Raw genomic sequence first — 25,080 nt, 5'->3', positions numbered from 1 at the left:
GGCGCTACGGCCGCTCGATGAGCACGGCCCCGTTGTGCCCGCCGAACCCGAACGAGGTCGACAGCACGCGCGAGACCGCGGCCGAGCGGGCATTCCCCGCGACGAAGTCCCAGCCGTCGAACTCTGGGTCGTCGAGGTTGAGTGTCGGCGGCAAGAGCCGTTGGCGCAGCGACATCACCGAGATGATCGCCTCGACGACGCCGCCCGCGCCGAGCAGGTGCCCGGTGCTCGATTTCGTCGCCGAGATCGGCGTGCGGCGCGCGTGCTCGCCGAGCGCCGCTTCGAGGGCGAGGAGCTCGGCGGCGTCGCCCGCGGGGGTGCCGGTGCCGTGCGCGTTGATGTGGTCGACGGCCTCGGGGCCGACGCCCGCGTCGGCGAGGCACTCGCGCACGGCCTGCGCGGCGCCGCGGCCCTCGGGGTGCGGCGCGGTCGGGTGGTGGGCGTCGCTCGCGGAGCCGAACCCGGCGAGCACCGCGAGCACGTCGGCGCCGCGCGCGAGCGCGTGCTCCTCCGATTCGATCAGGATCGCCGCAGCCCCCTGCGACATCACAAACCCAGAGCGGGAGCGGTCGAACGGCCGCGACGCAGTCTCGGGCGCCCCCTCGTAGCCTGCGGCGAGCGCGCGCATGTTCGCGTTCGACGAGAGGTTGACGCCGTTCAGGCAGTCCTCCATGCCGACGACGAGCACGGCGTCGGCGTAGCCGTGACGGATCCGCCTGAGCCCATCCCCCAGCCCGACCGCGCCGCTCGCACACGTCGCGGAGACGCCCTGGGCTGGCCCGCGGATCCCGTACCGCTGGCTGAGGAGCGCCGCGGCCGAATCTGGGGCGCCGTGGATCGAGAGGGTGAGCGGCACGGCGCGCGGGCCGCGCTCGTCGAGCACCCGCGTCGCGGACTGCATCGCGTCAATGGGGCCGGATCCCGTCGCCGCGATCACGGCGACCCGCTCCGCGTCCCACGGCAGCGCGCCGACGGCCCCGCTGCCGCCGCCGGCCGCAGCCGCCGCACCAGCGCCGCCGCCAGTCGCCGCAGCATCAACCCCGGCCTGCGCGAGCGCCTCATCGGCCGCCGCGATCGCCCAGTGCTGCACGGGGCTCAGCCGCTTCGCGAGGCTCCGGTCGAGCACGGTCGACACGTCGAAGCCGCGTACCTGCCCGCCGATCCGCACGGCGAGGCCGTCGAACCCGGGGCCCTCGAGCTGCGTGATCGCGCTCCGCCCGTGGACGACCGCGTTCCAGAGCTCGGGCACGCCGATGCCGCTCGGGGTGACGGCGCCGAGCCCCGTGATGACGACGCGTCGCCCGTTCATAGTCGCTCCCCTTCGCCCGCTTCGATGAGTGCAACGGTCTCGGCCCGACGGATCTTCCCGCCGACCGTCCGCGGCAGCGCGTCAACGCGGTACCACTGGCGCGGCACGAACTGCGGGGCGAGCCGCTCGCCGCCCCACGCGCGCAGCGCATCCTTCCCGGGAACGGGGACGGGATCAGCACCGCCAGCACGGCCCACAGCAACGCCAGCGCCGCCCACGGCACCGCCCTCGGCCACCCCTTCAACGACGAGCCCGACGACGCTCCCGAGGCGCGGGTGCGGCAGCGCGACCGCGCAGACCGCGCCGAGCCCCGGCATGCCCTCGAACGCCCGCTCGACCTCGGGAAGCGCGACCTTATGCCCGCCCGTCACGACGATGTCGCCGGCGCGGCCGGCGAGCTGCAGCCTCCCGTCAACGATGCGCCCCTGGTCGTGCACGGTCGCCCAACCGTCGGCTCCGCGCAGCACGGCGTCGGTGGTGCCCGCGAGGTAGCCATCGGAGCAGGCGGCCGCGTCGATCCAGAGCGTGCCGAACTCGCCGTCGGGCACCCGCTCGCCCGTTTCCGAGCGGATCTCGAACCCGATCCCTTCGTACACCTCGATGAGGGTGCCGTCGCCGCCCCGACTGTCGCCGATGAACCCGATCTCGGCGGCCCCGTAGTAGCTGATGAGCCGCACCCCCGGCAGCACGGCGCCGAGCCCCTCGCGCAGCGACGCCGACAGGTTCGCTCCCCCGGTCACGACGAGCTCGAGCGAGGCAAACCGCTCCGGGTCGCGGCGGGCGGCGTCGCTGAGCGACTGCACGAGCGCGGGCACGGCGACGACGCGCGTGATCCGCTCCTCGTGCACGCGCCTCGCCATCGCGACCGCGTCGAACGCGTCGGCCATGTGCGCGGCTCCCCCGGTCGCGAGGCACTCGATGAGTGCGTAGAGGGTGAGGCTGTACGACACCGGGCCGGGCGCGAGCGTGTGCACGCCGGGCAGCGGTTCGAGGTACGCGCTCGACACCGCGACGTTCGCCCGGTACTGGTCGCGCGTCTTGAGGAACCCCTTCGGTGCGCTCGTCGTGCCCGACGAGAAGAGCAGCAGGAACGGCTCGCCGCCGTCGCGCACGGTCGGCGCGGCCGCGAGCGGGGTGCCGCCGGGGGTGGCCCCGCGATCAGGATCCTGAACGCCCCGCTCCGCCGCACGAAACTCGGGAAGCGAGATGATCGTGCCGCCCCAGCCCCGCTCCCGGAGCGCGGGCGCGAGATCATCGGCGTCGCTGATCACGAGCCCGATGCCGGTCGCGCGGATCACGTTCACGCGGTGCTCGAGCGGCCAGCGCGGGTCGATCGTGGCCGAGACTGCCCGGTAGCCGGCGAGGCCAGCGACGATGCGCGACGTGTGGAACGCCGACTCGACGCTCACCGCGGTGATCGGGATGCCCTGCGTCTCTGGCGCGGGTACGGGCGGGTCGTCCTGTGCACGGTGCAGGGCGTCGACAACGGCGAACACGCGGCGCGAATCCTCGACGAGTTCGGCGTAGCTGAGCCGGCCGTCGTCCCCGGCGATCGCGACTTGCTCGGGATGCTGGCTCGCGACCTCAAGTATCGACTGCGTGATCGGCACCCGGGACTCCTCGCGCTCGACTTAGATGGACTCCGTCCAGCATACGCTCCCGTGTCCCGGCGGGCGCGCCCGGTTCGCGGCCAGGGAACAGCCGAGGTTGGGCGGCGCTCGCGCCAGCCCCGTTCATGCTCTGGCTCGGGCGCTCGGATCGGACGCGGGTCACTCTGGCACCCAGTCACCCTCCGTTACCGCTGCGCGCGAGGCTCGGACGGCAGGGAAGCCCCCAATCACGACCCAGGCGAGCGACCACACGATCGCGCCCCCGAGAAGCAGCGGGACGACCTCCCCCACCCGCACTGCAGCGAGTGCGGCTGCGGCGGCCCCGCTCGCGAGCGTCCCGATGCCCGCGAGCAGGACGAATGGTGCCGCAGCCCGGTGTGCGGCGGCCCACGCACGGTCATCTCGAAGCGTAAGCGGGGTGCGATACCCGACGACCCAGCTCCGCCTGAACTCGCCGCGCCTGCACGCCCGCGCCCACTCGATGAGCATCACCCCGAACACGGCGACCGCTGCCGCCGCGACGACCGTTCCCAGCATGAGATTCCTTCCGTCACGTCGACGCTACGGGACGGGCTCACCTCCAACCACCACCCACGGGTGGAGGGCCACATCTCAGCGAAACCGACGTATCCTTAGCGCATGGCTGGACACCGCATTTACAAGCTCGCGTTTTCGGATCTCTACCCGAACTACACGCACAAGGCCGAGCGCAAGGGCCGCACCACGGCAGAGGTCGATGAGATCATCTGCTGGCTCACCGGCTACTCGCAGGCGCAGCTCGACGAGCTCATCGAGCCGGGCAACCCCGTGAACCTCGAGGAGTTCTTCCGCGACGCCCCGAAGATGAACATCGCCCGCTCGCAGATCACGGGCACGATCTGCGGCGTGAAGCTCGCCGAGATTGAGGATCCGCTGATGCTCGAGATCCGCTACCTCGACAAGCTCATCGACGAGCTCGCGAAGGGCAAGGCGATGGAGAAGATCCTCCGCACCCTGCCCACCCCGGCATAACCCGGGGCCGCGCCACGTGACGCAGTCCGCCACACCCGGCTCAGAGCACCCGCGCCCCGCGGACGGCCTGCCCGCCGACCTCATCCCGCGCATCGAGCGCGCCGTCGCGAGGTACGGTGCGGGCGAACCCGTCCCCGCCGCCGAGGTCCGAGCGCGCCTCGCGGAGATCGGCGCCCCCGCCGACGCGGGCTACGTCGAGTTCCTGAGCCGCTGGGGCGGTTGCTTCGTCGGCGTTCCCGTGCACGGCTGGGGCAACGCGTCCATTCTCGGCAACGAGACTGTCGTCGAACTCACGAGTGCGGCCCGCGCCGAGTTCGGCGACGGCGTCATCGACGGGCTCGTGCTCGCCGACGACGGTGCGGGCAACCCGATCTGGATCTCGAGTACCGGCCCCGTCCGCCTCGTCGATCACAACAGCGGGTTCGAGGTCGTCGAGCTCGCGCCGAGCTTTGCGGCCTGGATCGACGCCAACGTCCACGACTGACCCCCTCAGAACCTGTCGGGCCGCGCCACGTCCTCACCACATCGTTTTCTCGAAGGCACATCAATTTCAGGGCAATTTAGATGTGTTCTGGCGAAGATGGTGTGCTTGCGCGCGGCGGGGCACGACGCGACACCACCGCCAACGCGAGTGCACCGGCAGCGCGAGTCAACGCGGGGCGGCACCAGGCGACGCCGCCAACGTGCACGCCTGACGCACGGGCCCGACTGCCGTTCCCTAGTCTACGGCGGGCCGCTGCCGGTTCCGCTTCACCTCTGAGCGCTTGCCCTTCGTCTGGAGGCGCCGCTCGCGCGAACCGCGGGTCGGCTTCGTCGCGCGGCGCTTGGGGCCGTCGGGGGCGAGGGCTGCGGCGACGAGTTCGCCGAGCTTCTCGCGCGCGGTCTCACGGTTGCGCAGCTGGGAGCGCTGCTCAGACGACGCGACGGTGATCACGCCCGAGACGAGCCGATGCCCGAGTTTCGCGAGCAGTCGCGCGCGCTGTTCGTCGGTGAGGGCTTTCGACGCGGCGACGTCCCAGACGAGTTCAACCCTGCTGTCTGACGTGTTCACGTGCTGCCCGCCTGGCCCGGAGGATCGCGAGAACCGCCATCCGAGCTCCGCGGCTGGGATGGTCAGCTTGTGCGTGACCCTGATATCCACCCGTCAAGGATGACACACGCCCACGCACGACCCCAGGGCCAAGAGCCGTCCAACGCCTACCCCGCTCCCCCAGCGGCTGTAGCTTCACGCGCATCGCGCCGCGGCAATCTGATTTCGCGTCGCACATTTCGACGAATCTGCCGCCGCCGGGCCGGGGCGGCCCGCACCGTGGCTAGGCTCCCTGCTACGAGCTCCCGGGTCAACGGTGACCGCTTCCGGGAGGGGACGGAGCAGCAGTTCATGTCAACCGATTCCACGCCGGGCCGGCGCCGGACGCGCCTCCCGGCGATCCCGATACTCGCTGGCCTGCTCGGACTCGCGCTCGTCGGCGTCTCAGCGTTCTCGTTGACGGCCAGCGCGCGCATCAACGACGGCGCGACCCGCCTCGACGCCGGCGCCGACGAGCTCGACGCGGGCGCGAACGAACTCACGGGCGGCCTGACTGACCTCGCCGACGGCACGGAGGAGCTCGTCGAGAGCGCCGTGCTGCTGTCGAACGGCGGCACGCGGCTGCGCGCAGGCGCCGACGAGCTCTCGCTCGGCACGGTGCGGCTGCTCACCGGCGCGCAGACGGCGAAGGCCGGCAGCGAGGAACTCGCGGACGGCGCCGAGCGCGCCGCGGCCGGCACCTCCGAGCTGCACGACGGCGTCGTCACGCTCGAGGCCGGAACGGGCGAGCTGCAGGCGGGGGCGGGGGCGCTCGCTGGCGGCACCCGGGAGCTCAGCGCTGGCACCGGCGAGCTCACCGCGGGAACCGGGCAGGCCGTCTCTGGCACCGGGGAACTCGACCGCGGTGCCGCGAGGCTATCGGCAGGCATCAAGGAAATCAACGACCGCGTGCAAAACCGCAAGCCGCGCGTGCGGCTCCTCGACGCGGGCGCGACGGCGATGGCTGCGGGACTCGCCGAGTATCTCCCAGGCGTCGTCGCCCTCTCCGGCGGAGTGCTGCTCCTCGCGGACGGCGTGGGCGACCTCACCGAGGGCGTCGACGAACTGCAGGCGGGGATCGGCGAGCTCGTCGCCGGCGGAGACGCCCTCGCCGATGGCGTCGCGCAGCTGCCTGCGGCAGTCACCGGCGCGCGGCAGCTCACCGCGCAAGCGCTCGCCTCCGCGGAGTCCGCGCAGGGCTCCGTCGCCGGGCTCCGCGATACCGCTGCCGGCGCGGTTGGTGCCGCGGCCGACGCCGCCTGGCAGGTCCAGGAGGTCGCAGGGAGCGCCGCCCAGCTCAGCGAACTACTCGCGGGCATCGACCCAGACGCGCCGCTCGGCGCAGAGGTGCTCGCACGGCTCCAGACCGCGGCCGCCGCGACGGGTGGTGCCGCGGCGGCCGCTCAGGCCGGGCAGGCCGAGGCGCTCGAGCGGCTCGAGGGCGTGAACGGCGCGCTCGCCGGCGCAGCGCCGGCGGACCTCTGGCCGCAGCTCACCAACGCCGTCTCGGTGCTCGGCCTCATCGAGCCATACATCGTGCAGCCGCTCGACACAGGCGTCGGGCAGCTGACCGACGGCGTCGGCGAGCTCCGGGCCGGGCTCGGCCTGTTCGATGCGGGGATCGCGGAGCTCGCGGCCGGCGTCGCCCCGCTGCCCGAGAGCATGGTGCTGCTCAGCGACGGCGCGCACGAGCTCATCGACAACGCACCGCTGCTCGCGGCCGGAGCCCCGGAGCTCCAGGCGGGCATGCGGGAGCTGCTCGGCGAGTACCTCGAACTCGCCGACGGCACCCAGGAGGCGAACGCCGGGATGCGCCAGGTGAAGGCCGGCACGAGCGAGCTGCGGGCCGGATCACGCCAGCTCGACGACGGCGCCCGCCGCCTCGCGGCCGGGGCGGGCGAGGCCTCCGCCGGGGCCGGCGCGCTCGCGGCTGGCAGCGCCGAACTCAGCGACGGCGCCCGCCAACTCCACGACGGCGCAGACCGCCTCGTCGACGGCTCACAAGAACTGCGTGACGGCGCCGTCGAACTCGACGACGGGCTCGAAGAGATCGAGGACGGTGCCGGGGAGCTCAGAGACGGCGCGCGGGATCTCCACACGGGATCGCGCACCCTCGACGACGGGCTCACCGAGCTCCGCGCAGGATCCGGACTCCTCGACGACGGCGCGCAGCTCGCCGCCGCCGGCTCCCGGACCCTCGCCGCGGGCACGCAGGAGCTTCGCGATGGCACCATCGAGCTCGCCGAGAGCGTCGGCCCGCTTGCGCCAGGGCGGGTGATGACGAGCCCGTGGATCCTCCTCGGCGTCGCCCTGCTCGTCGCGGCGAGCGTCGCTGCGGTGATCCTCTCCAGCCGCAGGATCGACAGATAGCGGGTGCGTTCGCGGCCCGCCCGGTAGTCTGGGAGCCATGAGCGACCTTCGAGATCCCGGCGACGCGTGGGTGACGGCCGCAGACGGAAACCGCTACTGGGGCAAGTTCGGGGCCGCCGGCCTGCTCGCCTACGATCGCGGGCTCGACGCGATCCTCATGCAGCATCGCGTGAGCTGGAGCGACCACGGCAACACCTGGGGCATCCCCGGCGGCGCGATCAACCAGGGCGAGGAAATGATCGCCGGAGCGATTCGTGAGGCCCAGGAGGAGGCCGGGGTTCCCGACGACGCCGTGCTGCCCCGCTACACGCACGTGCTCGACCGCGGTGGCTGGTCGTACACGACCGTGGTCGCTGAGGTGACCACCCCGTTCACCCCCGAGATCACCGACCCCGAGAGCCACGCGCTCGAGTGGGTGCCCGTCGACGAGGTCGAGCGCAAAGATCTCCACCCGGCGTTCGCGACGACCTGGGAGCTGCTCAAGCCGCTCGTGCGCCGCACCCCGGTGATCATCGTCGACGCGGCGAACGTCGTCGGCACCGTGCCCGACGGCTGGTGGAAGGACCGCAAGGGATCGACCGAGCGGCTCCGCGATCGCATCGAGGCGCACGCGCTCTCGGGCGAGGGTGTTCGCGCCGCGTTCTTTGAGATGCCGGCAGACCTCCACGGCGGCCTTGTGTTCCCCGAGTGGGTGTTCGTCACCGAGAGCACCGCTCGGGGCATCTCAACGACCGAGAACGTGCGCGTCGTCGACGCGACGACCTCGGGCGACGACGCGATCGTCGAGGAAGCCGCAGCGGTCGCAAGTAAGGGCGGCCTCGGCGTCGTCGTCACGAGCGACGCAGAACTTCGGGTGCGCGCGGCGGCGGCTGGCGTCACCACCGCGCACGGCTCGAAGCGGCTCCTCGACCTGCTCGACAGGTCTGAGCGCTAGCGCCAGCTACACGAGCTCGTCGAGCCTCACGCTCGGGGTTGACCTGAGCGGATCGACAACGACCTCGATCACCGCGGCCTCGCCGCTTGCGGTCGCAGCGCGGTACACGCGCATGAAGTCGTCGGCGGTGGTCACGCGTTCTGCTGTGAACCCAAACGCCTGTGCGAGCATCACAAAGTCTGGGTTCTCGAACGAGGTGGCGCTGACACGGCCAGGGTAGCGGCGCTCCTGATGCAACCTGATGGTGCCGTAGATGCCGTTATTCACGATGACGACAACGGCTGGCACGCCTGAGCTGCGCAGCACACCCATCTCGGTCATCGCCATGCTGAAGCAGCCGTCGCCAGCGAACACGACAACCTGGCGGCCAGGGTGGACGAGGCCCCCGGCGATGCCCGCGGGAAGCCCAAAGCCCATGGCGCCGCTCGCGGGCGCGAGCTGCGTGCCGTACCGCCGGTACTTCACGAACTGGTGCACCCACACCGCGTAGTTGCCTGCCCCGTTCGCGACGATCGCGTCGGCCGGGAGCTCGTCGGCGAGCTGCGTCATGATCGCTGACAGCAGGTCGTCGCTCTGCACCGGCGGGATCGAGCGCGCGACCTCTTCGCTCCGAACCGTGCTCACCCAGTCGCGTCGCGCGCCACTCGCGGCGACAGGGGGCTCCCCAGCCGCCCCGAGCATGGCGTCGAAGAACGCCCGCGGGGTCGCCTGCACCGCGATCGTCGCCTGCAGGTACCTGTCGACGTCCATCTCGCTCGCCGCAACGTGTATGAGCGTGCGGCCAGGCTTGGGCCCCAAGATCTCGTAGCCCTTGGTTTCGGCGTCACCGATGTGACCGCCAACCGCGAGGATCACGTCTGCCTCTTCGAGCCTGGCGGCGAGCGCAGCGTCGGTGCCGAGCCCGACGTGGCCACCGTAATAGGCAGACGTGTTGTCGATGTAGTCCTGACAGCGGAAGGCTGCGAGCGTTGGTAGCTCGTAGCGCTCGGCGAACGCGAGGGCTGCGTCGGCTGTCTCCTGCGACCATGTGCTGCGGCCGAGCAGCACGAGTGGGCGTTTCGCGACCCGCAGGCGCTCCCGAATCTGCGCGACCGCGGCGGGGGTCGGGGCCGCGGTGAGCGGCTCGATGCGGGGCACTGCCGCGACTGCCGCGGTCTCAGCGAGCACGTCCTCGGGCATCTCGATCACCACTGGGCCCGGCCTGCCGCCCTCGGCGATCCGGAACGCCCGCGCGATCGTCTCTGGGATGCGTTCGACGGTGTCGAGCGAAACAACCCACTTCGCGACAGATCCGAAGACCTCGTGGTAGTTCATCTCTTGGAACCCGCCGCGCTCGCGGTCTCGCAGCGCGACCTGTCCGATGAGCAGCAGCATCGGTACCGCGTCCTGCTCGGCGGTGTGCACCGAGATGGCAGCGTGCATCGCGCCTGGCCCGCGGGTGACCATCGCGACTCCCGCTCGGCCAGTGAGCTTGCCTGTCGCGACCGCCATGTTGCCCGCGCCAGCCTCGTGGCGACACACGTCAACCTCGATTGGCGCCTCGCGCAGTGCGTCGAGCACCGGCAGGTAGCTTTCGCCGGGTACGCAGCTGACGCGGGTCACCCCCTGCTCGGCAAGTGTGTCGACGAGAAGTTCGCCGCCGCTGCGAGATGCGTGCTGTGACATGGGTGTCCCTTCGTTGGAGCGCATGGCCGTGTCTGGCTAGGTCGTTGGGCTGGCCCCGGTGAGGCCAGCGATAGCGTTTTCGATGCCACGTCGAAGCAGTGCCGCCTCTGCGTCGGCGGTGGCGTAGCCGATGTGTGGAGTCGCAAGCACGCGCGGGTGAGCGAGGAGTGGCGACCCTGGCGGCGCCGGTTCCTCGACGAAAACGTCAGTCGCGTACCCGCCAAGCCTGCCTGAGTCGAGGGCGTCGAGCACCGCGGCTTCGTCAACGAGCGCCCCGCGGGCGGTGTTGAGAAGCAGGGCCCCCTCGCGCATGGTTGCGAGCTCCTCGGCGCCGATGCAGGCAGTTGTCCCAGGCGTCAGCGAGAGGTGCAGGCTGACGACGTCGCTCTCGCTCAACACCTCGGCGAGCTCGGCGAACCGCGCGGGGCTGGCGACGCGGCCGCTGCGCGTCCACGCGACAACGTCCATCCCAAACGCCGCGCCGAGCTCAGCGACCCGCTGCCCGATACCGCCGTAGCCGACGAGGCCCAGGCGTTTGCCAGACAGCTGCATCCCTGTCGCAGGCAGCCACTCGCCCTCGCGGAGCTCGCGGTTTCGCGCAACCGTGCCGCGGGCGAGCGCAAGCAGCAGCCCGAGTGTGTGCTCCGCGACGGCGTCGTTCGAATAGCCAGACACCGTTCGAACGTCGATTCCGCGAGCCTGGGCGGCGCCAAGATCAAGGTGATCTGCCGCGCCCGTCCCGAGAAACGACACGACGCGAAGCTTGGTCGCTGCCCGCAACGCCTCGTCTGGCAACCGCCAGTTCAAGACGATGCCGTCGGCATCAGCGACGAGCTCCCGCCACGCCGCATCGGTCGCCGGTTGGCCAACGTGCACCCTGAGCTCGACGCCCTGCGGCGCGACCGCCGCAAAGCACGCTCGAAAGGCTGCAGCGTCTGCGTCACTCTCTGCGTCAGGGACAACGAGCAGCGTGTTTCGTGGAACAGTCATGATGCAATCCTCGCCCAGTCAGCTCCGGCCGGCGATGACGTTTGCGGCACGCGCGAGAATCGACGTCTTCGGGCTCCCCGACCGATCCTCAAGCCTGTCAGCGAGGTTGTACACTCCGTACATGCCGCGAAGCGCAATCCAGCGCAGCGGCTCGGGCTCCCACTTGCGAATCTGCCCGCCGACCCAGGGCATGCGCGTGAGCTGCGTGTCCTCCCCCAGAATCAGGTCGCGCATTGTGCGCCCCGCGAGGTTTGTGCTCGTCACCCCGTCACCGACATAGCCGCCAGCGACAGCCATCCCGCTGGCGCGGTCGAGCGTGACTGTGGCCGACCAGTTCCGCGGGATCCCGAGAATCCCGGTCCATGTGTGCGCGATCGGGTGGTCTTTGAGCATCGGGAAGAGCGTGTGCAGTGCACGGACGAGCGCCTGCTCAGAGGCTGGCAGCGTGCTCCCCCTGTCGTCCCAGCCAGAGCCCCACAGGTAGGGAACGCCCGGCCCGCCGAGCGCGATCCTGTCGTCTGCGGTGCGGTGAATGTAGCTGAAAAAGTGGCCCGCGTCTCGAACCATCACGTTTGTGTCCCAGCCGATCTCGCGATGCTGCTCGGGAGTGAGCGGCTCGGTCACGAGCATGCTCGACAGCTTCGGAAGCCAGTCACGCGAGTGGCCCTTCAACGAGTTGGTGTAGCCCTCGGTGCCGCGCACAACGAACTCGGCGGATACCCTGTTGCCGCGTTCGGTGAGTGCCGTGTGCGGCACAATCTCGGAGACTGCGGTGTGCTCGTAGATGCGCACGCCCATCCGCTCGACGGTGTCGGCGAGGCCCGAGGCGAGCAGCGCCGGTTGCACGCGAGCGCAGTGCGGGGACCAGAGGCCACCAACGGCGTTCGAGAGCCTCGCGTGCTCGTTCGCGCCGTCACGGTCGAGCATGACAAGGTCGCCGGGGCCAAACCCCCACTGCGAGCCGCCCTCATACTCCTCGCGCAGCCGCGCGAGCTGGGCGGGGTTTCGCGCGATTGCGACTTCACCCTCGTGGGCGATGTCGGCCTCGATGCCCTCTCGCGCGGCGACGTCGACGATCTCACCGATCGTCGCGAACAGCTCGCGCTGAAAGTCTCGAACCGCCTGCACTCCGTGCGCCTTCGCGTAGCGGCTGTGCTGCCCGGGGAGCCCGTACGAGATCCAGCCGCCGTTGCGGCTCGACGCCCCAAATCCTGCGACCTCGCGCTCGAGGATCGCGATTTCGAGATCCGGCCGAGCCTGCTTCAGGTAGTAGGCGATCCAGAGGTTCGTGTATCCCGCGCCGACGAGTGCGACGTCGACGGTGAGGTCGCGATCGAGTGGAGCTCTCGCGGGCCTGGTTGCGACCTGCGAAAACCAGTACGACACTTCACCATTGATCTCGGCGGTGACACTCATCAAAATCCTGCTTTCTGTTCGGTGCGAATCTCGGATTCGGGCACCGCGAAGGCAGGTTTGGCGGGCACTGCCCGCCAAACCCGACCAATTACATGCCTGCGGCTGAGCGCACGCTGTCGAGCAGCCCCTCGGGGTAGCCGTCGTAGTACGACTTCGTCGTCTCTCGGTACGCTTTGAGGTTCGCTTCGGTGATTGTCACGCCCGCGTCTTCGAGCGCCTGGAGCGTGTCGCTCTCGATCGAGGCGTTCTCGGCTGTCGAGTCGACCCCGCCCTGCGCGAACTCCTCAACGAGGATCTGCTGCTGCTCTTCGGTGAGTGCGTCGAACGCTGCGGTACCGATCGCGAAGCCGAGGAAGAGCTGGAAGTGGTGGGTCATGGTGAGCTGGTTCGCAGCCTCTCCCCACTTCTGGTCGAGCATCGAGTTGATGTCGTTCTCTGCTGCGTCGACGACGCCCTGCTGCAGCGCGCTGTAGACCTCCGTGTAGTCGACAGTCGTCGGCACGGCGCCGAGCAGCTCGGTGGTGCGGGTGAACGAATCGATCGGAGGTACTCGGAGCTTCACGCCCCCGAGGTCTGCGGGCTCTGGGTACGCGTCCTTGCCGAGAATGTTGCGGGTGCCGAGGAAGTAGTTCAGCGCGAGCACGCGAACCCCGCCCTCTTCGGCAAGCGCGTCGTTCATCTCCGCGAACACATCTGACTCGTGGAACGTCTGTGCCTGGTCGGTGTTTTCGAACAGGAACGGCCCCGCGAGCACGTCGAGGTTGCTGCTCGGCGCCAGCGCCGAGAGCTCGGCCGCATCGGTGTACCCGATGAGGGGCTCGCCCGATGCAGACTGCTGCAACGTGTCTGCAGACGTACCGAGCTGGCCGTCTGGGTAGATCTCGAGCTCGAGCGAGCCACCCGACCGCTCCTTCACGCGGTCTGCGACAGCTTCAAGGGTCTTGTGGGTGATGCTCGATGACGATTCGACGTGTGACACCGAAATTGTCGTCGTCGACCCGGCCTCACTTGAGTCACCACCGTCGCCACCTGCCGAGCAACCGGCGAGTGCGAGCCCAACAACAGCGGCGACGCTCGCCGCGAGAATTTTGCGTTTGATCATCTTTGATACCTCCGGTCTGCCTTCACAGATGCGTGCCACGAGAATTCAGTTTCATCATCGAAAGATCTTTTCGATCGGGCACCTAATCACCATACAACACTTTTTGAAGTAAATTCATCACAATTCGTCACAACTCTTCCGAATTCACTTCTTCGAGCACACGATCCAGCGCTGCAATGAACACGTCAGCCTGCTCGCGAGTGAGCGTCATCGGCGGCTTCACCTTCAACACGTTCTGCCGCTCAGACGTCGCCTGCATGATGACCCCGTGGCGCAGCAGCAGTTCGCATACCTCGCGCGTCTCAGCGACCGCTGGCTCGCGGGTCTCGCGGTCTCGCACCAACTCGACACCGAGGTAGAGCCCCGACCCGTGCACCGCACCGATCATCGGGTGCTTGTCGGCAAGGCGCGCAAGCTCGGCGACGAGGTGCTCGCCAATCACCCGAGCATTTTCCTGGAGCCCCTCGTCGCGGATGACGTCGAGCACGGCAAGCCCGGCTGCCATGCTTGCCGGTGCGCCCCCAGATGATGAGAAAAACATCCCCTCCTCCCGCAACGCGTCGACGATCTCCCGCTTCGTGATGACCGCGCCAAGCGGGAAGGCGTTTCCTGCGGCCTTCGCGACGGTAATGATGTCGGGCACTGCCCCAGCGAGCTCGGAGCCCCAGAAATGCCTACCGAGCCTTCCGTACCCGACCTGCACCTCATCGGCGATTGCGACGCCGCCAACCGCGCGAATCGCGTCATACGCGCCAGCGAGGTAGCCAGCTGGCGGTATCACTCCGCCCGCGTTGCCAAGCACGGGCTCCGAGATGAACGCTGCCGGGGGCCGCCCCTCGGCAACAAGCTCCGCGAGCCGCTCACGCAGCTCCGCAACGTACTGCTCACCCGACTCAGGGCCACGGTATTCGCCCCTGTAGGAGTTCGGGGCGCTCACGATATCGACCCATTCGGGCCGCGATCCCGCCGCGTTGGGGTTGTCAAACGCAGACGTGCTGACAGCGTCAGACGCCACCGTCCACCCGTGGTACCCCTCGCGCGCCGCCACAACGACCTTGCGTTGCGTGGCGACCTGGGCGAGGCGCAGCGCGAGGTCATTCGCCTCGGAGCCAGAGCTCACGGGGATCACCACGTCGAGTGCGGGATCTGGCGAGTGCTCAAGCAACCTGGAAGTGAAATCTGCGTAGAGGCCGTAGAGAAACCTCGAGTTCGTGTTCAGCAGGTTGAGCTGTCGCGACACGCTATCTGCAAGCGCCGGATGGGAGTGCCCAATAGCCGTGACGTTATTCACCATGTCGAGGTAGGCGCGACCGCGAGTCTCGATGAGCAGCGCGCCCCAGCCACGCTCGATGCGCGGCGGCTCAAGATAGTAGCGCTCGCTCGCCCCTCCCATCGCCAGGTCGCGGCGCGCTCGTTCGCTTCGCAGCTCGATATCAGGATCGGGTACTGGCACGACACCAACAAGCAGCGAGGGATCACTCGCCCCGTCGCACTCGTACTCGCCGTCGAACTCAACGAACGGGTCGGCAGGCTCGACGCCGGCGAATCGCCTGGTCACACGCACGGGCGGCCCGGACTCGGCAACCGCGATCAGCGCCCCGGCAAGCACGCTCCCAGCAGGCGCAAGCGCCCGCACGCCCTCAAGGCGAAGCACGACGCCACTGTCGCTCAGCTCGAGCGCATCGCCGTCGGCAGTGAGCTCGCCAGCATACGGTGCGACGAGCGTCGCGCCCGGCGCGGTCCACAGCTCGATGCAGCGAGCCCGCGCCGCTGCGGGCACGTCTGCGCGGGGCGATACGCGACTCAGGCGCGCCTGCCCGAACGGGGCCGCGACAGCCTGTGCCGTTTCGAGTGCGCGCTGCGCGAGACGATCTTCGATTCCAGCCTCGAGCCAGGCGCCCCGATCAAGCTCGGCGCTCTCAATCCCCAAATCAAGCAACTGGGGCCGCGACCCGGCGAGCGGCGCGTACTCGATGTCAGGGCGATGCGGCATCCCGGCGGCGAGCCGCAGCTGCGCGTACGCTGTCTCTTCGTCGATGGCGCAGGCGCGCTCGAACACCTCCCACTCGTGCTCGAGCCGCTCGCGCGCGTACTCGTTTCCAGGGTCAACATCGAGCTGGCTCCACCCGCTCACCGCGAGTACCGCCCCGCGGAGCACGATGAGCGGCCACACGACCGAGAGTTCTGTCTCAGTGAGCGTGGCGGCAGTAAGAAAGCCGCGAACCACTCGCCCGGTGTGCGCAATGCTGCCCGTGCGCCCGAGAACGTCGGCGGCAGTCACCGCGAGCTCAGCGACTCGCCACGACATCGCCGCGTCCCCGAGGTCGACAACCCACAGCGTGCCGCGAGCGTCGCAGAGCACGTTATCGGCAGTGATGTCGCCGTGGATCACCTGGCGAGGCAGCGCGTGCTGGGCGGCGCGCACCGCAGCATCCGCACGGCGCGCGGCGGCGAGGCAGCGCTCGCGGCGCTCGAGGGGCAATGCGTCGGCGAGCTGTTCGACAACATCGAGCGCGCGGCTTAGCTCCCACTGGATGTCGCGCTCGGCCGCCGCATGCGCGACCCCCCGCAGACCAGATACCGAGCGGCCTGCGAGCTCGCCGAGCTGTTCGGCACGGAATCCGCGAAGCTCAGGCTCATCTGCGATAGGCGCCCCTTCAACCCACTCGAACGCCCGAGCGACGACGGTCTCGGCTTCTCCGACCTCAGACACGGTCTCGTGTGTGATCTCGACGCCAGGGATCGGCACGAGCTGCGCCGGGGTCGAGACGCCAGCGGCGGCGAGCGCGCCCCCGACGAGTGTCTGGAACTCGCGGTCGGCTTCTGTCGTGGCAGCGTTATCGAACTTCAGCAGGATATTCCGCTCACCGGCGCCCCTGATCGCGAAGTTTCGGTCTTGCTGGCTGCCGACCTCGACGGCCGTGCCGCTCACCCCAAAGCACTCGTTCGCCACCTTCGCGGCGTCGCTTTCGGCCACCACTGGGCGCGCAAAAAGCCAAGTCCGGCTGATACTCTCAGTCATTACAACCCCATTCGATGTCGCGTGGTACACTCAATGCCTCTGAGAAATCACCCTACATCACAAAATTGTCCAGATTAGTCATTTTTCATCACAGCAAGGCGATAGAGCGTGATCGACGTAAACCACGAGCCCAACGACATTGATGACATTGACCGCAAGCTGCTGTCGGCGCTCCAGAAAGATGGCCGGTGTGGTTACGCCGAGCTCGGCGAGCTCGTCGGCCTCACCGCGGGCGGCGCGAGACGCCGCGTCATGCGCCTCGAGGAGCGCGGCATCATCCAGATCGTCGGAGTCACAGACCCGCTCAAACTCGGCTACCGCAGCATGGCGATGGTCGGCATCGTCGCCCAGGGCGACGTCGAGGAGATCGCGGCAGCCCTGAATGACCTCCAGAACGTCGTGTACGTGGTCATCGCCGCCGGCCAGTACGACATCCTCGCCGAGGTTATCGCGGAAGACCAGGCTGCGATGTTCGAGGCGATCAACCACCAGGTGCGCAACGTGCCAGGCGTACTGCGAATCGAGACTTTTCCGTACTACTCAATTCGCACTCATCGCTTTGGGTGGGGAGCACTCTAAGCGCATAGCAATGTGAAATTGTGACGCAAAGTCACAACATGAGTGATTTTTTATCACTAGACTGGATGCCTGACGTATCGGCGTCGCACAGGTGCGACGTGCAGAGTGCAAAGGAGCATCCGTGCAATCACCAGCCGCAAGATCAGCGCCCCGCTGGCTCAGGGGCACCCTCGCAACCGTAGAAGAGTGGGTGCCGGCCGCCCTCATGGGCGTCATGGCAGTTGCGATCACCGCCGATGTCATCATGCGGTACGTGTTCAACCACCCACTCGCCTGGGCAGGCCCGCTCTCCATGTTCTGCATGGTGTGGATGGTGTACCTCGGCTCAGCGGCGGTCTCGCGCCGCGGCGCACACATCTGCCTCGACTTCCTGTCAACCAAACTCGGGCACCGTGGCCGCGCGACTGTCGACATCTTCGTCGAACTCGTGACCCTCGCAGTGCTCGGCACGATCTGCGTCGCGACAGTCATCTACCTTGAGAAGGCGCGCTTTCTCATCATGCCCGGCCTGGGCTTCTCGAAGAAGTACATCACCGTCGCCGCGCTCGTCGGGCTGCTGCTCATGGTCATTCACTCGTGCGGGCACGCCGTGCGCGCCATCTCCGGGCTCCGAAACCCAGACTACGAGCGAGTGAACGTTCCCATCGAAGAGGTCGAACTCGATGACTTTGATACGCGATTCGTCAACGTTGTGAGCGACGAGCTCACCGGAAAGCAGGGCTGATTCATGCTGCTTCTCGCGCTCTTTGTCGTACTGCTCGCGCTGCTCGCGCTTCGCGTGCCCGTGTACCTCTCGCTGCTCAGCGTCTCGCTCATCTACGTGTTCGTCGATGGCCGGGCAATGTCACTCGTCGTTCAACGGCTCACGAGCGGCCTCGAGTCCTTCCCGCTCGTTGCGGTCCCCCTCTTCGTCCTCGCCGGAAGCATCATGGCAGGCGGCGGCCTCGCCGAGCGCCTCATGAGCTTTGCTGGCACGCTCGTCGGCCACTTCAAGGGTGGACTCGCGCAAGTCAACGTGCTCAACAGCCTCATGATCGGCGGCATGAGCGGTTCGGCGCAGGCAGACGCCGCGATCGACTCAAAGGTGCTCGTGCCCATCATGCGGCGCGAGGGCTACAGCAACGCGTACGCGTCAGCCCTCACTGCGGCCTCAAGCTCGATCTCCCCGATCCTTCCGCCCTCAATCGGTCTGATCCTCTACGGCGTCCTCGCCGACGTCTCAGTCGGCGCGCTCTTCATGGGCGGCGTGCTTCCCGCGCTGCTCATCGCCGTCGTACTGAGCGTTGCGGTGCGGATCCTCGCCGAACGGCTCAACCACCCCCGCGCCCGCGATACGCGTGCGTCATTTCGCGAGGTCATGCAGGGCTTCCGCGCGTCGTTCTCTGCGCTGCTCATGCCTGTGCTGTTGCTCGTCGGGCTGCGCATGGGCGTGTTCACGCCGACCGAGCTCAGCGCGGTCGCGGTCATCTACGCGCTGCTCGTCTCGATGTTCGTCTACAAGCAGATGACGTGGCGCGACATCCCGAAGGTGCTCAAGGACGCCGCGCTCACGAGCGCGATGCTCATGCTGATCATCGCCGCAGCGGCGGTATTCAGCATCGTCGTTGCCTACGAACGCGTTCCGCAGCAGCTCGGAGACCTGCTCGGCGTCGTCGGCGAGAACCCGATCCTGTTCTTGCTGCTCGTCAACGTCATCCTGCTGCTGCTCGGCGCCGTCATCGACGCGATGAGCCTCATGATCATCATGACCCCGATGCTCGCGCCGCTCGCCGTAGGTCTCGGCATTGATCCCGTGCAGTTTGGCGTGATGGTTGTGCTCAACGTCACGATCGGCTCGATCACCCCGCCCGTCGGCAGCACGCTCTTCACGGTGAGCGCGATCACTGGCGCAAAGATCGGCGAGATCACCCGCGCGTTCATGCCGTTCTTCCTCGCACTCATCATCGTGCTGCTGCTTGTGAGCTACGTGCCAGCGGTCACCACGTTCCTTCCCAGCGTTCTCTAACCCGGAGCTCACAGTGCCAATCATCACCCTGCTCGAATCAATCCATCCGGCCGGCGTCGAGATCCTCAGACAGTCGGCGACAGTTCGGGAGCTCTCCGGCCCCGACGACCCGCGACTGCCCGAGGCGCTCGCCGACTCAGATGCGATCATCGTTCGCAGCACCCCGATCACCGCCGCGACCCTCAATCAGGGCATGCGTCTCCGTGTCATCGGCCGTCACGGTGCTGGCATCGACAACATCGATGGCACGCTCGCTGCCGAGCGCGGCATCCGCATCGTGAATACCCCACGAAGCAACACCGAGTCAGTCGGCGAGTACACGATCGCCGCGCTCATGCACCTCTTCAAGCGATTCAGCGAAGTGGAGTCGGCGCTCCGCGGCGGCAAGTTCACCGCGGCAGCTGGCTCACTCCCCGGCCAGGTCGACAGGCTTGGGCTGATTGGCCGTGAGCTCTCAGGAGCCCATCTCGGGCTTGTTGGCGCCGGTGCGATCGGTCAGTCCGTCGCTCGGCGGGCGCTGGCGCTCGGGATGCGCGTGTCTGCGGTCGATCCCTACGCCGACCCGGATGCGCTCGAGCGGGCCGGAATCACCCCAGTGGCCGACCTCGCCTCGCTGCTTCCGACTGTCGACGCGCTCAGCCTGCACGTTCCCGGCGATCCTGCCCGCGGCCCGCTCATCGGCGAACGCGAGTTCGGAATGTTGCGACCCAACGCCGTGCTTATCAATGCCGCCCGCGGCGGACTTGTCGACGAGGATGCGCTTGCTCGCGCACTCACCGGCGGAACACTCGCGGGTGCCGCAGTCGACGTCTTCTCGCCCGAGCCGCCAGACGTTGCCTCGCCGCTGTTTGGCGCGCCAAACCTGCTGCTCACCCCGCACATGGCCGCGATGACCGCCGAAGCGCTCGAGCGCATGGCAGTTGATGTCGCACGATTCACGCTTGAGGCGCTCGGCGCCGAAACCACGTAAGGAGACCGACAGGTGTCGACCCATCCAATCTTCATCGACGGCGCCTGGGTGCCAGGCGCAGACGTGACCCTCAACGAGAACCCGAGCGACCTCGATGCGCCGCTCGGTGAGTACGGCATGGCCTCTCTCGCGCAGACCGACGACGCGATCGCCGCCGCCGCGGCGGCGGCTGTGACGTGGGGAAGGTCGCCCGCAGCCGAACGGGCCACCCTCCTCGAGGGCGTCGCTGCGCGGCTGCTCGCGCGCCGCGACGAGCTCGGCGAGCAGCTCGCGCGCGAGGAGGGCAAGACGCGCGCCGAGGGCATTGGCGAGGTCACTCGGGCGGCGCAAACGTTCTCCTACTACGCGAACCACCTCTTCACGCCCCAGGGCGAGGTGCTTGCATCGCGCAGACAAGACACCTCGATTCACACACGCCGCAAACCGCTCGGTGTCGTCGGCATCATCGCCCCGTGGAACTTCCCGCTCGCCGTGCCGAGCTGGAAGATCGCCCCTGCCCTCGCGGCGGGAAACACTGTGGTGTTCAAGCCAGCAGAGGCCGTGCCAGCATCGGCCGCATCGCTCGCAGAGATCATCGCCGATGCTGGCGCGCCCGCGGGCGTGTTCAGCCTCGTCACCGGTCGCGGCAGTGTCGTCGGCGAGCGGTTCGCGACCCACCCCGACGTAGCCGCAGTGAGCTTCACGGGTTCGACACGGGTCGGCAGGCATCTCCTCGCGACCGCGCATGCAACGGGGTCGAAGCGTGTGCAGGCTGAGATGGGAGGCAAGAACCCGCTCGTCGTCGCGGCTGACGCAGACCTCGACCTCGCCGTTCGAGTCGCGATCGACTCGTGCTTTGGCGCGACAGGTCAGCGCTGCACCGCAAGCAGCCGGCTCATCGTCGACAGCGCAGTCCACGACGACTTCGTGCGCCGGATGACAGCGACAACCGCCGCGATCCGCGTCGGCCACGCCCTCGACCCGGCGACAACGATGGGTCCGGTCGCCACACACGCGCAACTCGAAACGGATCTCGCGGCGATCGCCCTCGGACAGCGCGAGGGCGCAGAACTACTCACTGGCGGCACGCTCCTTGAACGCAGCACCCGCGGGTACTATCTCGAGCCGACACTCTTCGCGAGCGGGCAGAGCTCGATGCGGCTCAACCAAGACGAGATATTCGGCCCGGTCGCGTGCATTATTGAGGCTGACGGCATCGAGCATGCAATCGAGATCGCGAACGACGTGCCCTACGGGCTCTCCGCAGGCATTGTGACGACAGGGTTGGCGACGAGCGAACGGTTCCAGGAAGAGGTTCGGGCCGGCCTTGTCTCAGTCAACGCCTCACCCGCGGTGTCTGAGCTCCACGCGCCGTTCGGCGGGGTCGGTTCGTCGAGTTACGGCCCGCGAGAGCAGGGAACTCGTGCGCTCGACTTCTACACGACAACAAGCTCGCACTTCGTGTCGTTCGGGGCCTAGTTCGCTCTCGTTGCAAGCGCCCGCACCACCCCAGCGGCGATGAGGCCCTGGCCGAGCGTGTAGGTGAGCATCACCGCGCCGCTGGTCCAGTCGGGCATCGCGTCGGGCGTGAAGATACGAAACGACAGGATCGCGTCCGAGGCGAGAAACCAGAACCCGCCCCACGCGATGACCCCGCCGCAGCGCGCCGCGAAGGCGGCCGTCGCGACGAGTAGCGCGCCGTAGAACACGACGGGGATCGTCAGGTCGCCCGTGTGCGGCACGAGCAGCGCAATGAGCAACACGTAGGCCGCGACGTAGCCGAGCGCCCACTTCGGGAATCCGCCGCGGGCGAGCCCGCGCCCGCGCCACATGAGTAGTACGTAGCAGACGTGCGCGATGCCGAAGCAGGCGAGCATCATCGGCACCTCGTCCTCGAACATCGGGAAGAACGTTGAGGAACCGTCGCCGAGCCACGAGAAGAGCACGCCGAGCAGTAGGAGCGAGAGCGCCCTGCCCGGCCACGGGCGGATGCCGGCTGCGGCCCAGAGGATCCCGACGGCGAGCAGCGGCATGAGCAGCAGCTTCGTCGGGCCCGCGAGCGGGTTGTCGAGAGCGATGAACGCGACGTGCACGACCGAGATCGCGATGTACGGCACGAACGGCAGCACGAGCTGGGTGGGCCCAGCCGCCGCGCGCTGCCCAGCGGCGCTCAGCCCACCGGGCAGCGCGTCGGTCACTTCTCGACCAGGATGCCGTCGGAGTCGCACCAGACCATCGCACCTGGCGTGAACGTCACGCCGCCGAAGGTCACGGGCACGTCAGTCTCGCCGCTGCCCGTCTTCGTCGACTTGGCGGGGTTCGAGCCGAGCGCCTTGACGCCGAGCGGCAGTGTGCCGATCGCGACGCGGTCGCGGATCGCGCCGTGCACGATGATGCCGGCCCAGCCATTGTCCGCGCCGAGGCCCGCGATGATGTCGCCGACGAGGGCGGTCTCGAGCGATCCCTCGCCGTCGATCACGAGCACGGCGCCGTCGCCCGGCGTGGAGAGCACGCTCTTCAGGCGCGCGTTGTCTTGGAAGCACTTCACCGTGCGCACGGTGCCGCTGAAGCTGGTGTCGCCGCCGCAGTCCTGAAACTGCAGTGACACTGACTGGAGCTCGTCGCCCCGCTCGTCAAAGAGATCTGCGGTGCTGATGGTGTCCATCTCGATGGGCCTCATTCCTTGTTCGAGAAGGCGGCGGTCGTGTGGCTCGGGCCGACTGCCACGCGCGGCGACTCTGCCGCCGACCCCACGCTACCGCGCGACAGAGTTGCAACGCTACGGCAAGGTGCTGTACAAATGTACATGTACAGAAGTACAACAACGCAGGGGGGAAGCGATGAGCATCGAACCACTCGCGCCCGGACGACGCGATCCGGAGGGGCGCCGCCGCGCGATCCTGCGCGCCGCCACGGAGATCATCGTCACCCGCGGCGCCGCCGCCCTCACGCACCGCGCCGTCGCGAGCCACGCCGGCGTCTCCCTCGGCTCGACGACCCAGTACTTCTCCTCCATCGAGGAGCTCCGCGAGGAGGCGCTGCGCGAGCTCGCCCAGGAGGACGACGAGGCGCTCACCGCGCTGGAACCGCATCTCGCCACACTCCAGACCGACCCGTCGGGGGCGGTCACCGAGCTGCTGAGCTACCTGCAAGACCCGCGCGCCGTCAACGCCGACATTGCGTTGTTCTCGAGCGCGACGGCAGACCCGAGCCTCCGGGAGCTCGCACTCAGGTGGAGCGACAAGCTCATCGAGATGCTCTCGGTCCACTTCGATCGGGATCGCGCCGAGGCCATCGCCGTCTACATCGACGGCGCGACGATCCACGCGGGGCTCCGGCAGCACTCGCTCTCCCGCGAGGCGCTCACGCTCGCGCTCACCGCCCTCGCGGGCACACCCACTTCACCTCAACCCACCAGCACGACTGGCCACCCATCCGAAAAGTCTGAGTTATGACGAACGAACACACGCCCACCACGAACGCCCCGCACGCCGACCCGGCGCAGGCCACCGCCGCGCCCATCAGCCGTGCCCGACGTTGGGGAGCGCTCGCGGTGCTCACCGCGAGCCTGCTCGTCATCACGATGGACATGACGATCCTCAACATCGCGCTGCCGAAAATGGCGGCCGAACTGCACCCGACCGCGGCGCAGCAGCTGTGGATCATCGACGTCTACTCGCTCGTGCTCGCCGGCCTGCTCGTGTCGTTCGCCGCCCTCGCCGACCGGTGGGGCCGCAAGCGCATGCTCATGATCGGCTACACCCTCTTCGGGCTCGCCTCGCTCCTCGTGCTCGTCGCGTCGAGCGCCGAGGCCGTCATCACGATCCGCGCGCTGCTCGGCATCGGCGGTGCCATGATCATGCCGACGACGCTGTCGCTCATCCGCGTGACGTTCACCGACCCGCGCGAGCGCGCGACCGCGCTGAGCATCTGGGCCGCGGTCTCGGGTCTCGGCGCCGCCGTCGGTCCGCTCATCGGCGGCGTACTGCTCGAGCACTTCTCCTGGCACGCGGCGTTCCTCGTGAACGTGCCGCTCATGCTCGCTGGCGTCGTCGCGGGCGTGCTCGTGCTCCCCGAGTCCAAGGTCAAGAACCCGGGCCGCTGGGACTACCTGGCGGCGATCCTCTCGTTCGTGGGCATGACGCTCGTCATCTGGGCGATCAAGACGTTCGCCGCAGAGTCGAGCTTCCTCGTGCCGAACGCGCTCACCGCGTTCGCCGCGGGCGTCGCCCTGCTCGCCTGGTTCATTGTCCGATGCCTCCGCAGCGACGCGCCGCTGCTCGAGCTCGGGCTCTTCAAGAACCGGCCGTTCTCGGCGGGCATCATCGCCGCGCTCGGCTCCTCGTTCGCGATGGGCGCCGCCCTGCTGCTGCTCGCGCAGTGGATGCAGATCATCGACGGCGCGACCCCGATCGAGGCTGGCGTCAGGCTCATCCCCGTCGCGATCGCTGGCGCGGTAGCCTCGCTCGCCGCTCCCCCGATCGCGCGCCTCATCGGCTCGCGCGCGGTCCTCGCGGGCGGCATCGCGCTCGCCGGGATCGGCATGCTCGCGATCGGCCTGCAGCCGGGCACGCTCACCTACACGACGGTGCTCGTCGCGCTCACCCTCGTGGGCTTCGGCACGGGCTCGCTCGCGATCGGATCGGCAATGATCATGCACGGCACCCCCGAGGAGAAGGCGGGCAGCGCGGGCGCGATCGAGGAGACCTCATACGAGCTTGGCGCCGTGCTCGGCGTCGCGATCCTCGGGTCGATCGCCGCGATCCTCTACCGCTCGGGGCTCGCGGGCAATCCGCTCGTGGACGGCCTCGGCGCCGAGGCTGCAAAGCAGGCGAACGACTCGCTCGGCGCCGCCGCGGCGATCGCCGAGGAGCTGGGGCTCCCCGACCTGCTCGCCACCGCGAGCGAAGCGTTCACCTCGTCGATGCAGACCACCGGGATCGTCGGCGGCCTGAGCATGCTGACGATTGCCGCGACCGTGTTCTTCCTCACACCAAAGGGCACAGACGTTTCTGCGAGCTCCCACTAGGGGCAACGCTGACCCTGTGA

The 25,080-nt window shown here is 68.6% G+C and carries 22 protein-coding genes; 11 read left to right on the top strand and 11 right to left on the bottom strand.

The annotated features are described in order from the left end of the window. Window positions 1-4: 4 nt before the first annotated feature. The 3 genes from BJ960_RS02690 to BJ960_RS02680 all read right to left on the bottom strand — a co-directional run bounded on the left by BJ960_RS02690 (window position 5) and on the right by BJ960_RS02680 (window position 3,456). Complete coding sequence (locus tag BJ960_RS02690) at window positions 5-1,309, bottom strand: beta-ketoacyl-[acyl-carrier-protein] synthase family protein (protein WP_185986145.1); 1,305 nt, start codon at window positions 1,307-1,309, stop codon at window positions 5-7. Further along, window positions 1,306-2,919 (bottom strand): class I adenylate-forming enzyme family protein, encoded by a 1,614-nt coding sequence (locus BJ960_RS02685; protein ID WP_185986144.1) that lies wholly within the window; start codon window positions 2,917-2,919, stop codon window positions 1,306-1,308. Before BJ960_RS02685 ends, BJ960_RS02690 begins: the two co-directional genes overlap by 4 nt. Before the next feature lie 159 nt (window positions 2,920-3,078). Continuing rightward, complete coding sequence (locus BJ960_RS02680; protein WP_185986143.1) at window positions 3,079-3,456, bottom strand: SdpI family protein; 378 nt, start codon at window positions 3,454-3,456, stop codon at window positions 3,079-3,081. A gap of 102 nt (window positions 3,457-3,558) precedes the next feature. On the opposite strand from BJ960_RS02680, the gene BJ960_RS02675 reads away from it, so the two are divergent. Both BJ960_RS02675 and BJ960_RS02670 read left to right on the top strand, forming a co-directional pair. Further along, window positions 3,559-3,930, top strand: coding sequence for a DUF2200 domain-containing protein (locus BJ960_RS02675; protein ID WP_121075962.1), 372 nt, complete (start codon window positions 3,559-3,561; stop codon window positions 3,928-3,930). Window positions 3,931-3,946: 16 nt separating this feature from the next. Next, complete coding sequence (locus BJ960_RS02670) at window positions 3,947-4,414, top strand: SMI1/KNR4 family protein (RefSeq protein ID WP_202229169.1); 468 nt, start codon at window positions 3,947-3,949, stop codon at window positions 4,412-4,414. Window positions 4,415-4,648: 234 nt separating this feature from the next. On the opposite strand, the gene arfB is transcribed toward BJ960_RS02670, so the two are convergent. After that, window positions 4,649-5,071, bottom strand: a complete 423-nt coding sequence (gene arfB / locus BJ960_RS02665) for an alternative ribosome rescue aminoacyl-tRNA hydrolase ArfB (protein WP_185986142.1) — start codon at window positions 5,069-5,071, stop codon at window positions 4,649-4,651. Window positions 5,072-5,311: 240 nt separating this feature from the next. Between arfB and BJ960_RS16960 the strand changes: the two genes are divergently transcribed. Together BJ960_RS16960 and BJ960_RS02655 are read left to right on the top strand one after the other, a co-directional pair. Further along, window positions 5,312-7,369 (top strand): hypothetical protein, encoded by a 2,058-nt coding sequence (locus BJ960_RS16960; protein WP_185986141.1) that lies wholly within the window; start codon window positions 5,312-5,314, stop codon window positions 7,367-7,369. A 37-nt stretch (window positions 7,370-7,406) separates the two neighbouring features. Continuing rightward, the gene (locus tag BJ960_RS02655) at window positions 7,407-8,303 is read left to right on the top strand and encodes an NUDIX domain-containing protein (protein ID WP_185986140.1); all 897 of its coding nucleotides are present in this window, start codon (window positions 7,407-7,409) and stop codon (window positions 8,301-8,303) included. A gap of 6 nt (window positions 8,304-8,309) precedes the next feature. On the opposite strand, the gene BJ960_RS02650 is transcribed toward BJ960_RS02655, so the two are convergent. The 5 genes from BJ960_RS02650 to BJ960_RS02630 form a co-directional block, all read right to left on the bottom strand. Beyond that, on the bottom strand, window positions 8,310-9,968 hold the full coding sequence (locus BJ960_RS02650; RefSeq protein WP_185986139.1) for a thiamine pyrophosphate-dependent enzyme: 1,659 nt from the start codon (window positions 9,966-9,968) through the stop codon (window positions 8,310-8,312). Between the two features lie 36 nt (window positions 9,969-10,004). Further along, entirely contained in the window at window positions 10,005-10,958 is a 954-nt protein-coding gene (locus BJ960_RS02645) for a 2-hydroxyacid dehydrogenase (protein WP_185986138.1), read from the bottom strand. Window positions 10,959-10,976: 18 nt separating this feature from the next. Next, window positions 10,977-12,374: an NAD(P)/FAD-dependent oxidoreductase gene (locus BJ960_RS02640; RefSeq protein WP_185986137.1), complete on the bottom strand. Its 1,398-nt coding sequence runs from the start codon at window positions 12,372-12,374 to the stop codon at window positions 10,977-10,979. Window positions 12,375-12,462: 88 nt separating this feature from the next. Further along, window positions 12,463-13,476, bottom strand: a complete 1,014-nt coding sequence (dctP, locus tag BJ960_RS02635) for a TRAP transporter substrate-binding protein DctP (protein ID WP_185986136.1) — start codon at window positions 13,474-13,476, stop codon at window positions 12,463-12,465. A gap of 127 nt (window positions 13,477-13,603) precedes the next feature. Continuing rightward, window positions 13,604-16,498, bottom strand: a complete 2,895-nt coding sequence (locus tag BJ960_RS02630) for an aminotransferase class III-fold pyridoxal phosphate-dependent enzyme (protein ID WP_185986135.1) — start codon at window positions 16,496-16,498, stop codon at window positions 13,604-13,606. Window positions 16,499-16,606: 108 nt separating this feature from the next. On the opposite strand from BJ960_RS02630, the gene BJ960_RS17140 reads away from it, so the two are divergent. The 5 genes from BJ960_RS17140 (at window position 16,607) to BJ960_RS02605 (ending at window position 21,510) form a co-directional block, all read left to right on the top strand. Further along, window positions 16,607-17,077, top strand: a complete 471-nt coding sequence (locus BJ960_RS17140) for an Lrp/AsnC family transcriptional regulator (RefSeq protein ID WP_119283386.1) — start codon at window positions 16,607-16,609, stop codon at window positions 17,075-17,077. Between the two features lie 121 nt (window positions 17,078-17,198). Beyond that, entirely contained in the window at window positions 17,199-17,801 is a 603-nt protein-coding gene (locus BJ960_RS02620; protein WP_162921209.1) for a TRAP transporter small permease, read from the top strand. Between the two features lie 3 nt (window positions 17,802-17,804). Next, a complete protein-coding gene (locus tag BJ960_RS02615) occupies window positions 17,805-19,082 on the top strand; it encodes a TRAP transporter large permease (protein WP_119283388.1) in 1,278 nt (425 codons plus the stop codon). A 13-nt stretch (window positions 19,083-19,095) separates the two neighbouring features. Then, window positions 19,096-20,052 (top strand): hydroxyacid dehydrogenase, encoded by a 957-nt coding sequence (locus BJ960_RS02610; RefSeq protein ID WP_185986134.1) that lies wholly within the window; start codon window positions 19,096-19,098, stop codon window positions 20,050-20,052. 12 nt (window positions 20,053-20,064) lie between these two features. Continuing rightward, window positions 20,065-21,510, top strand: coding sequence for an aldehyde dehydrogenase family protein (locus BJ960_RS02605; RefSeq protein ID WP_185986133.1), 1,446 nt, complete (start codon window positions 20,065-20,067; stop codon window positions 21,508-21,510). Here the strand turns inward: BJ960_RS02605 and BJ960_RS02600 are convergent. After that, a complete protein-coding gene (locus BJ960_RS02600; protein WP_307814650.1) occupies window positions 21,507-22,229 on the bottom strand; it encodes a lysoplasmalogenase family protein in 723 nt (240 codons plus the stop codon). The genes BJ960_RS02605 and BJ960_RS02600 overlap by 4 nt on opposite strands. Beyond that, window positions 22,226-22,696 (bottom strand): ribonuclease E activity regulator RraA, encoded by a 471-nt coding sequence (gene rraA, locus BJ960_RS02595; protein WP_185986132.1) that lies wholly within the window; start codon window positions 22,694-22,696, stop codon window positions 22,226-22,228. Before rraA ends, BJ960_RS02600 begins: the two co-directional genes overlap by 4 nt. 175 nt (window positions 22,697-22,871) lie before the next feature. Between rraA and BJ960_RS02590 the strand changes: the two genes are divergently transcribed. Both BJ960_RS02590 and BJ960_RS02585 read left to right on the top strand, forming a co-directional pair. Continuing rightward, on the top strand, window positions 22,872-23,486 hold the full coding sequence (locus BJ960_RS02590) for a TetR/AcrR family transcriptional regulator (RefSeq protein ID WP_185986131.1): 615 nt from the start codon (window positions 22,872-22,874) through the stop codon (window positions 23,484-23,486). After that, window positions 23,483-25,060, top strand: coding sequence for an MFS transporter (locus BJ960_RS02585; protein WP_185986130.1), 1,578 nt, complete (start codon window positions 23,483-23,485; stop codon window positions 25,058-25,060). The genes BJ960_RS02590 and BJ960_RS02585 overlap by 4 nt, the downstream gene beginning before the upstream one ends. The last annotated feature ends 20 nt before the right edge of the window (window positions 25,061-25,080 follow it).

Source organism: Leucobacter aridicollis (assembly GCF_013409595.1).
In the GTDB taxonomy this organism is placed as follows: Bacteria; Actinomycetota; Actinomycetes; order Actinomycetales; family Microbacteriaceae; genus Leucobacter; species Leucobacter aridicollis.
The sequence above is the reverse complement of the archived record's forward strand: the minus strand, read 5'-3'. Positions and strand labels throughout refer to the sequence as shown.

Bases quoted from the DNA above. Each gene is read 5' to 3' on its own strand.
- BJ960_RS02630 (WP_185986135.1), bottom strand. From the start codon at position 16,498: ATGACTGAGAGTATCAGCCGGACTTGGCTTTTTGCGCGCCCAGTGGTG.
- BJ960_RS02650 (WP_185986139.1), bottom strand. From the start codon at position 9,968: ATGTCACAGCACGCATCTCGCAGCGGCGGCGAACTTCTCGTCGACACA.
- BJ960_RS02680 (WP_185986143.1), bottom strand. From the start codon at position 3,456: ATGCTGGGAACGGTCGTCGCGGCGGCAGCGGTCGCCGTGTTCGGGGTG.
- BJ960_RS02615 (WP_119283388.1), top strand. From the start codon at position 17,805: ATGCTGCTTCTCGCGCTCTTTGTCGTACTGCTCGCGCTGCTCGCGCTT.
- rraA (WP_185986132.1), bottom strand. From the start codon at position 22,696: ATGGACACCATCAGCACCGCAGATCTCTTTGACGAGCGGGGCGACGAG.
- BJ960_RS02640 (WP_185986137.1), bottom strand. From the start codon at position 12,374: ATGAGTGTCACCGCCGAGATCAATGGTGAAGTGTCGTACTGGTTTTCG.
- BJ960_RS02590 (WP_185986131.1), top strand. From the start codon at position 22,872: ATGAGCATCGAACCACTCGCGCCCGGACGACGCGATCCGGAGGGGCGC.
- dctP (WP_185986136.1), bottom strand. From the start codon at position 13,476: ATGATCAAACGCAAAATTCTCGCGGCGAGCGTCGCCGCTGTTGTTGGG.
- BJ960_RS02655 (WP_185986140.1), top strand. From the start codon at position 7,407: ATGAGCGACCTTCGAGATCCCGGCGACGCGTGGGTGACGGCCGCAGAC.
- BJ960_RS02690 (WP_185986145.1), bottom strand. From the start codon at position 1,309: ATGAACGGGCGACGCGTCGTCATCACGGGGCTCGGCGCCGTCACCCCG.
- BJ960_RS02585 (WP_185986130.1), top strand. From the start codon at position 23,483: ATGACGAACGAACACACGCCCACCACGAACGCCCCGCACGCCGACCCG.
- BJ960_RS16960 (WP_185986141.1), top strand. From the start codon at position 5,312: ATGTCAACCGATTCCACGCCGGGCCGGCGCCGGACGCGCCTCCCGGCG.
- BJ960_RS02645 (WP_185986138.1), bottom strand. From the start codon at position 10,958: ATGACTGTTCCACGAAACACGCTGCTCGTTGTCCCTGACGCAGAGAGT.
- BJ960_RS02675 (WP_121075962.1), top strand. From the start codon at position 3,559: ATGGCTGGACACCGCATTTACAAGCTCGCGTTTTCGGATCTCTACCCG.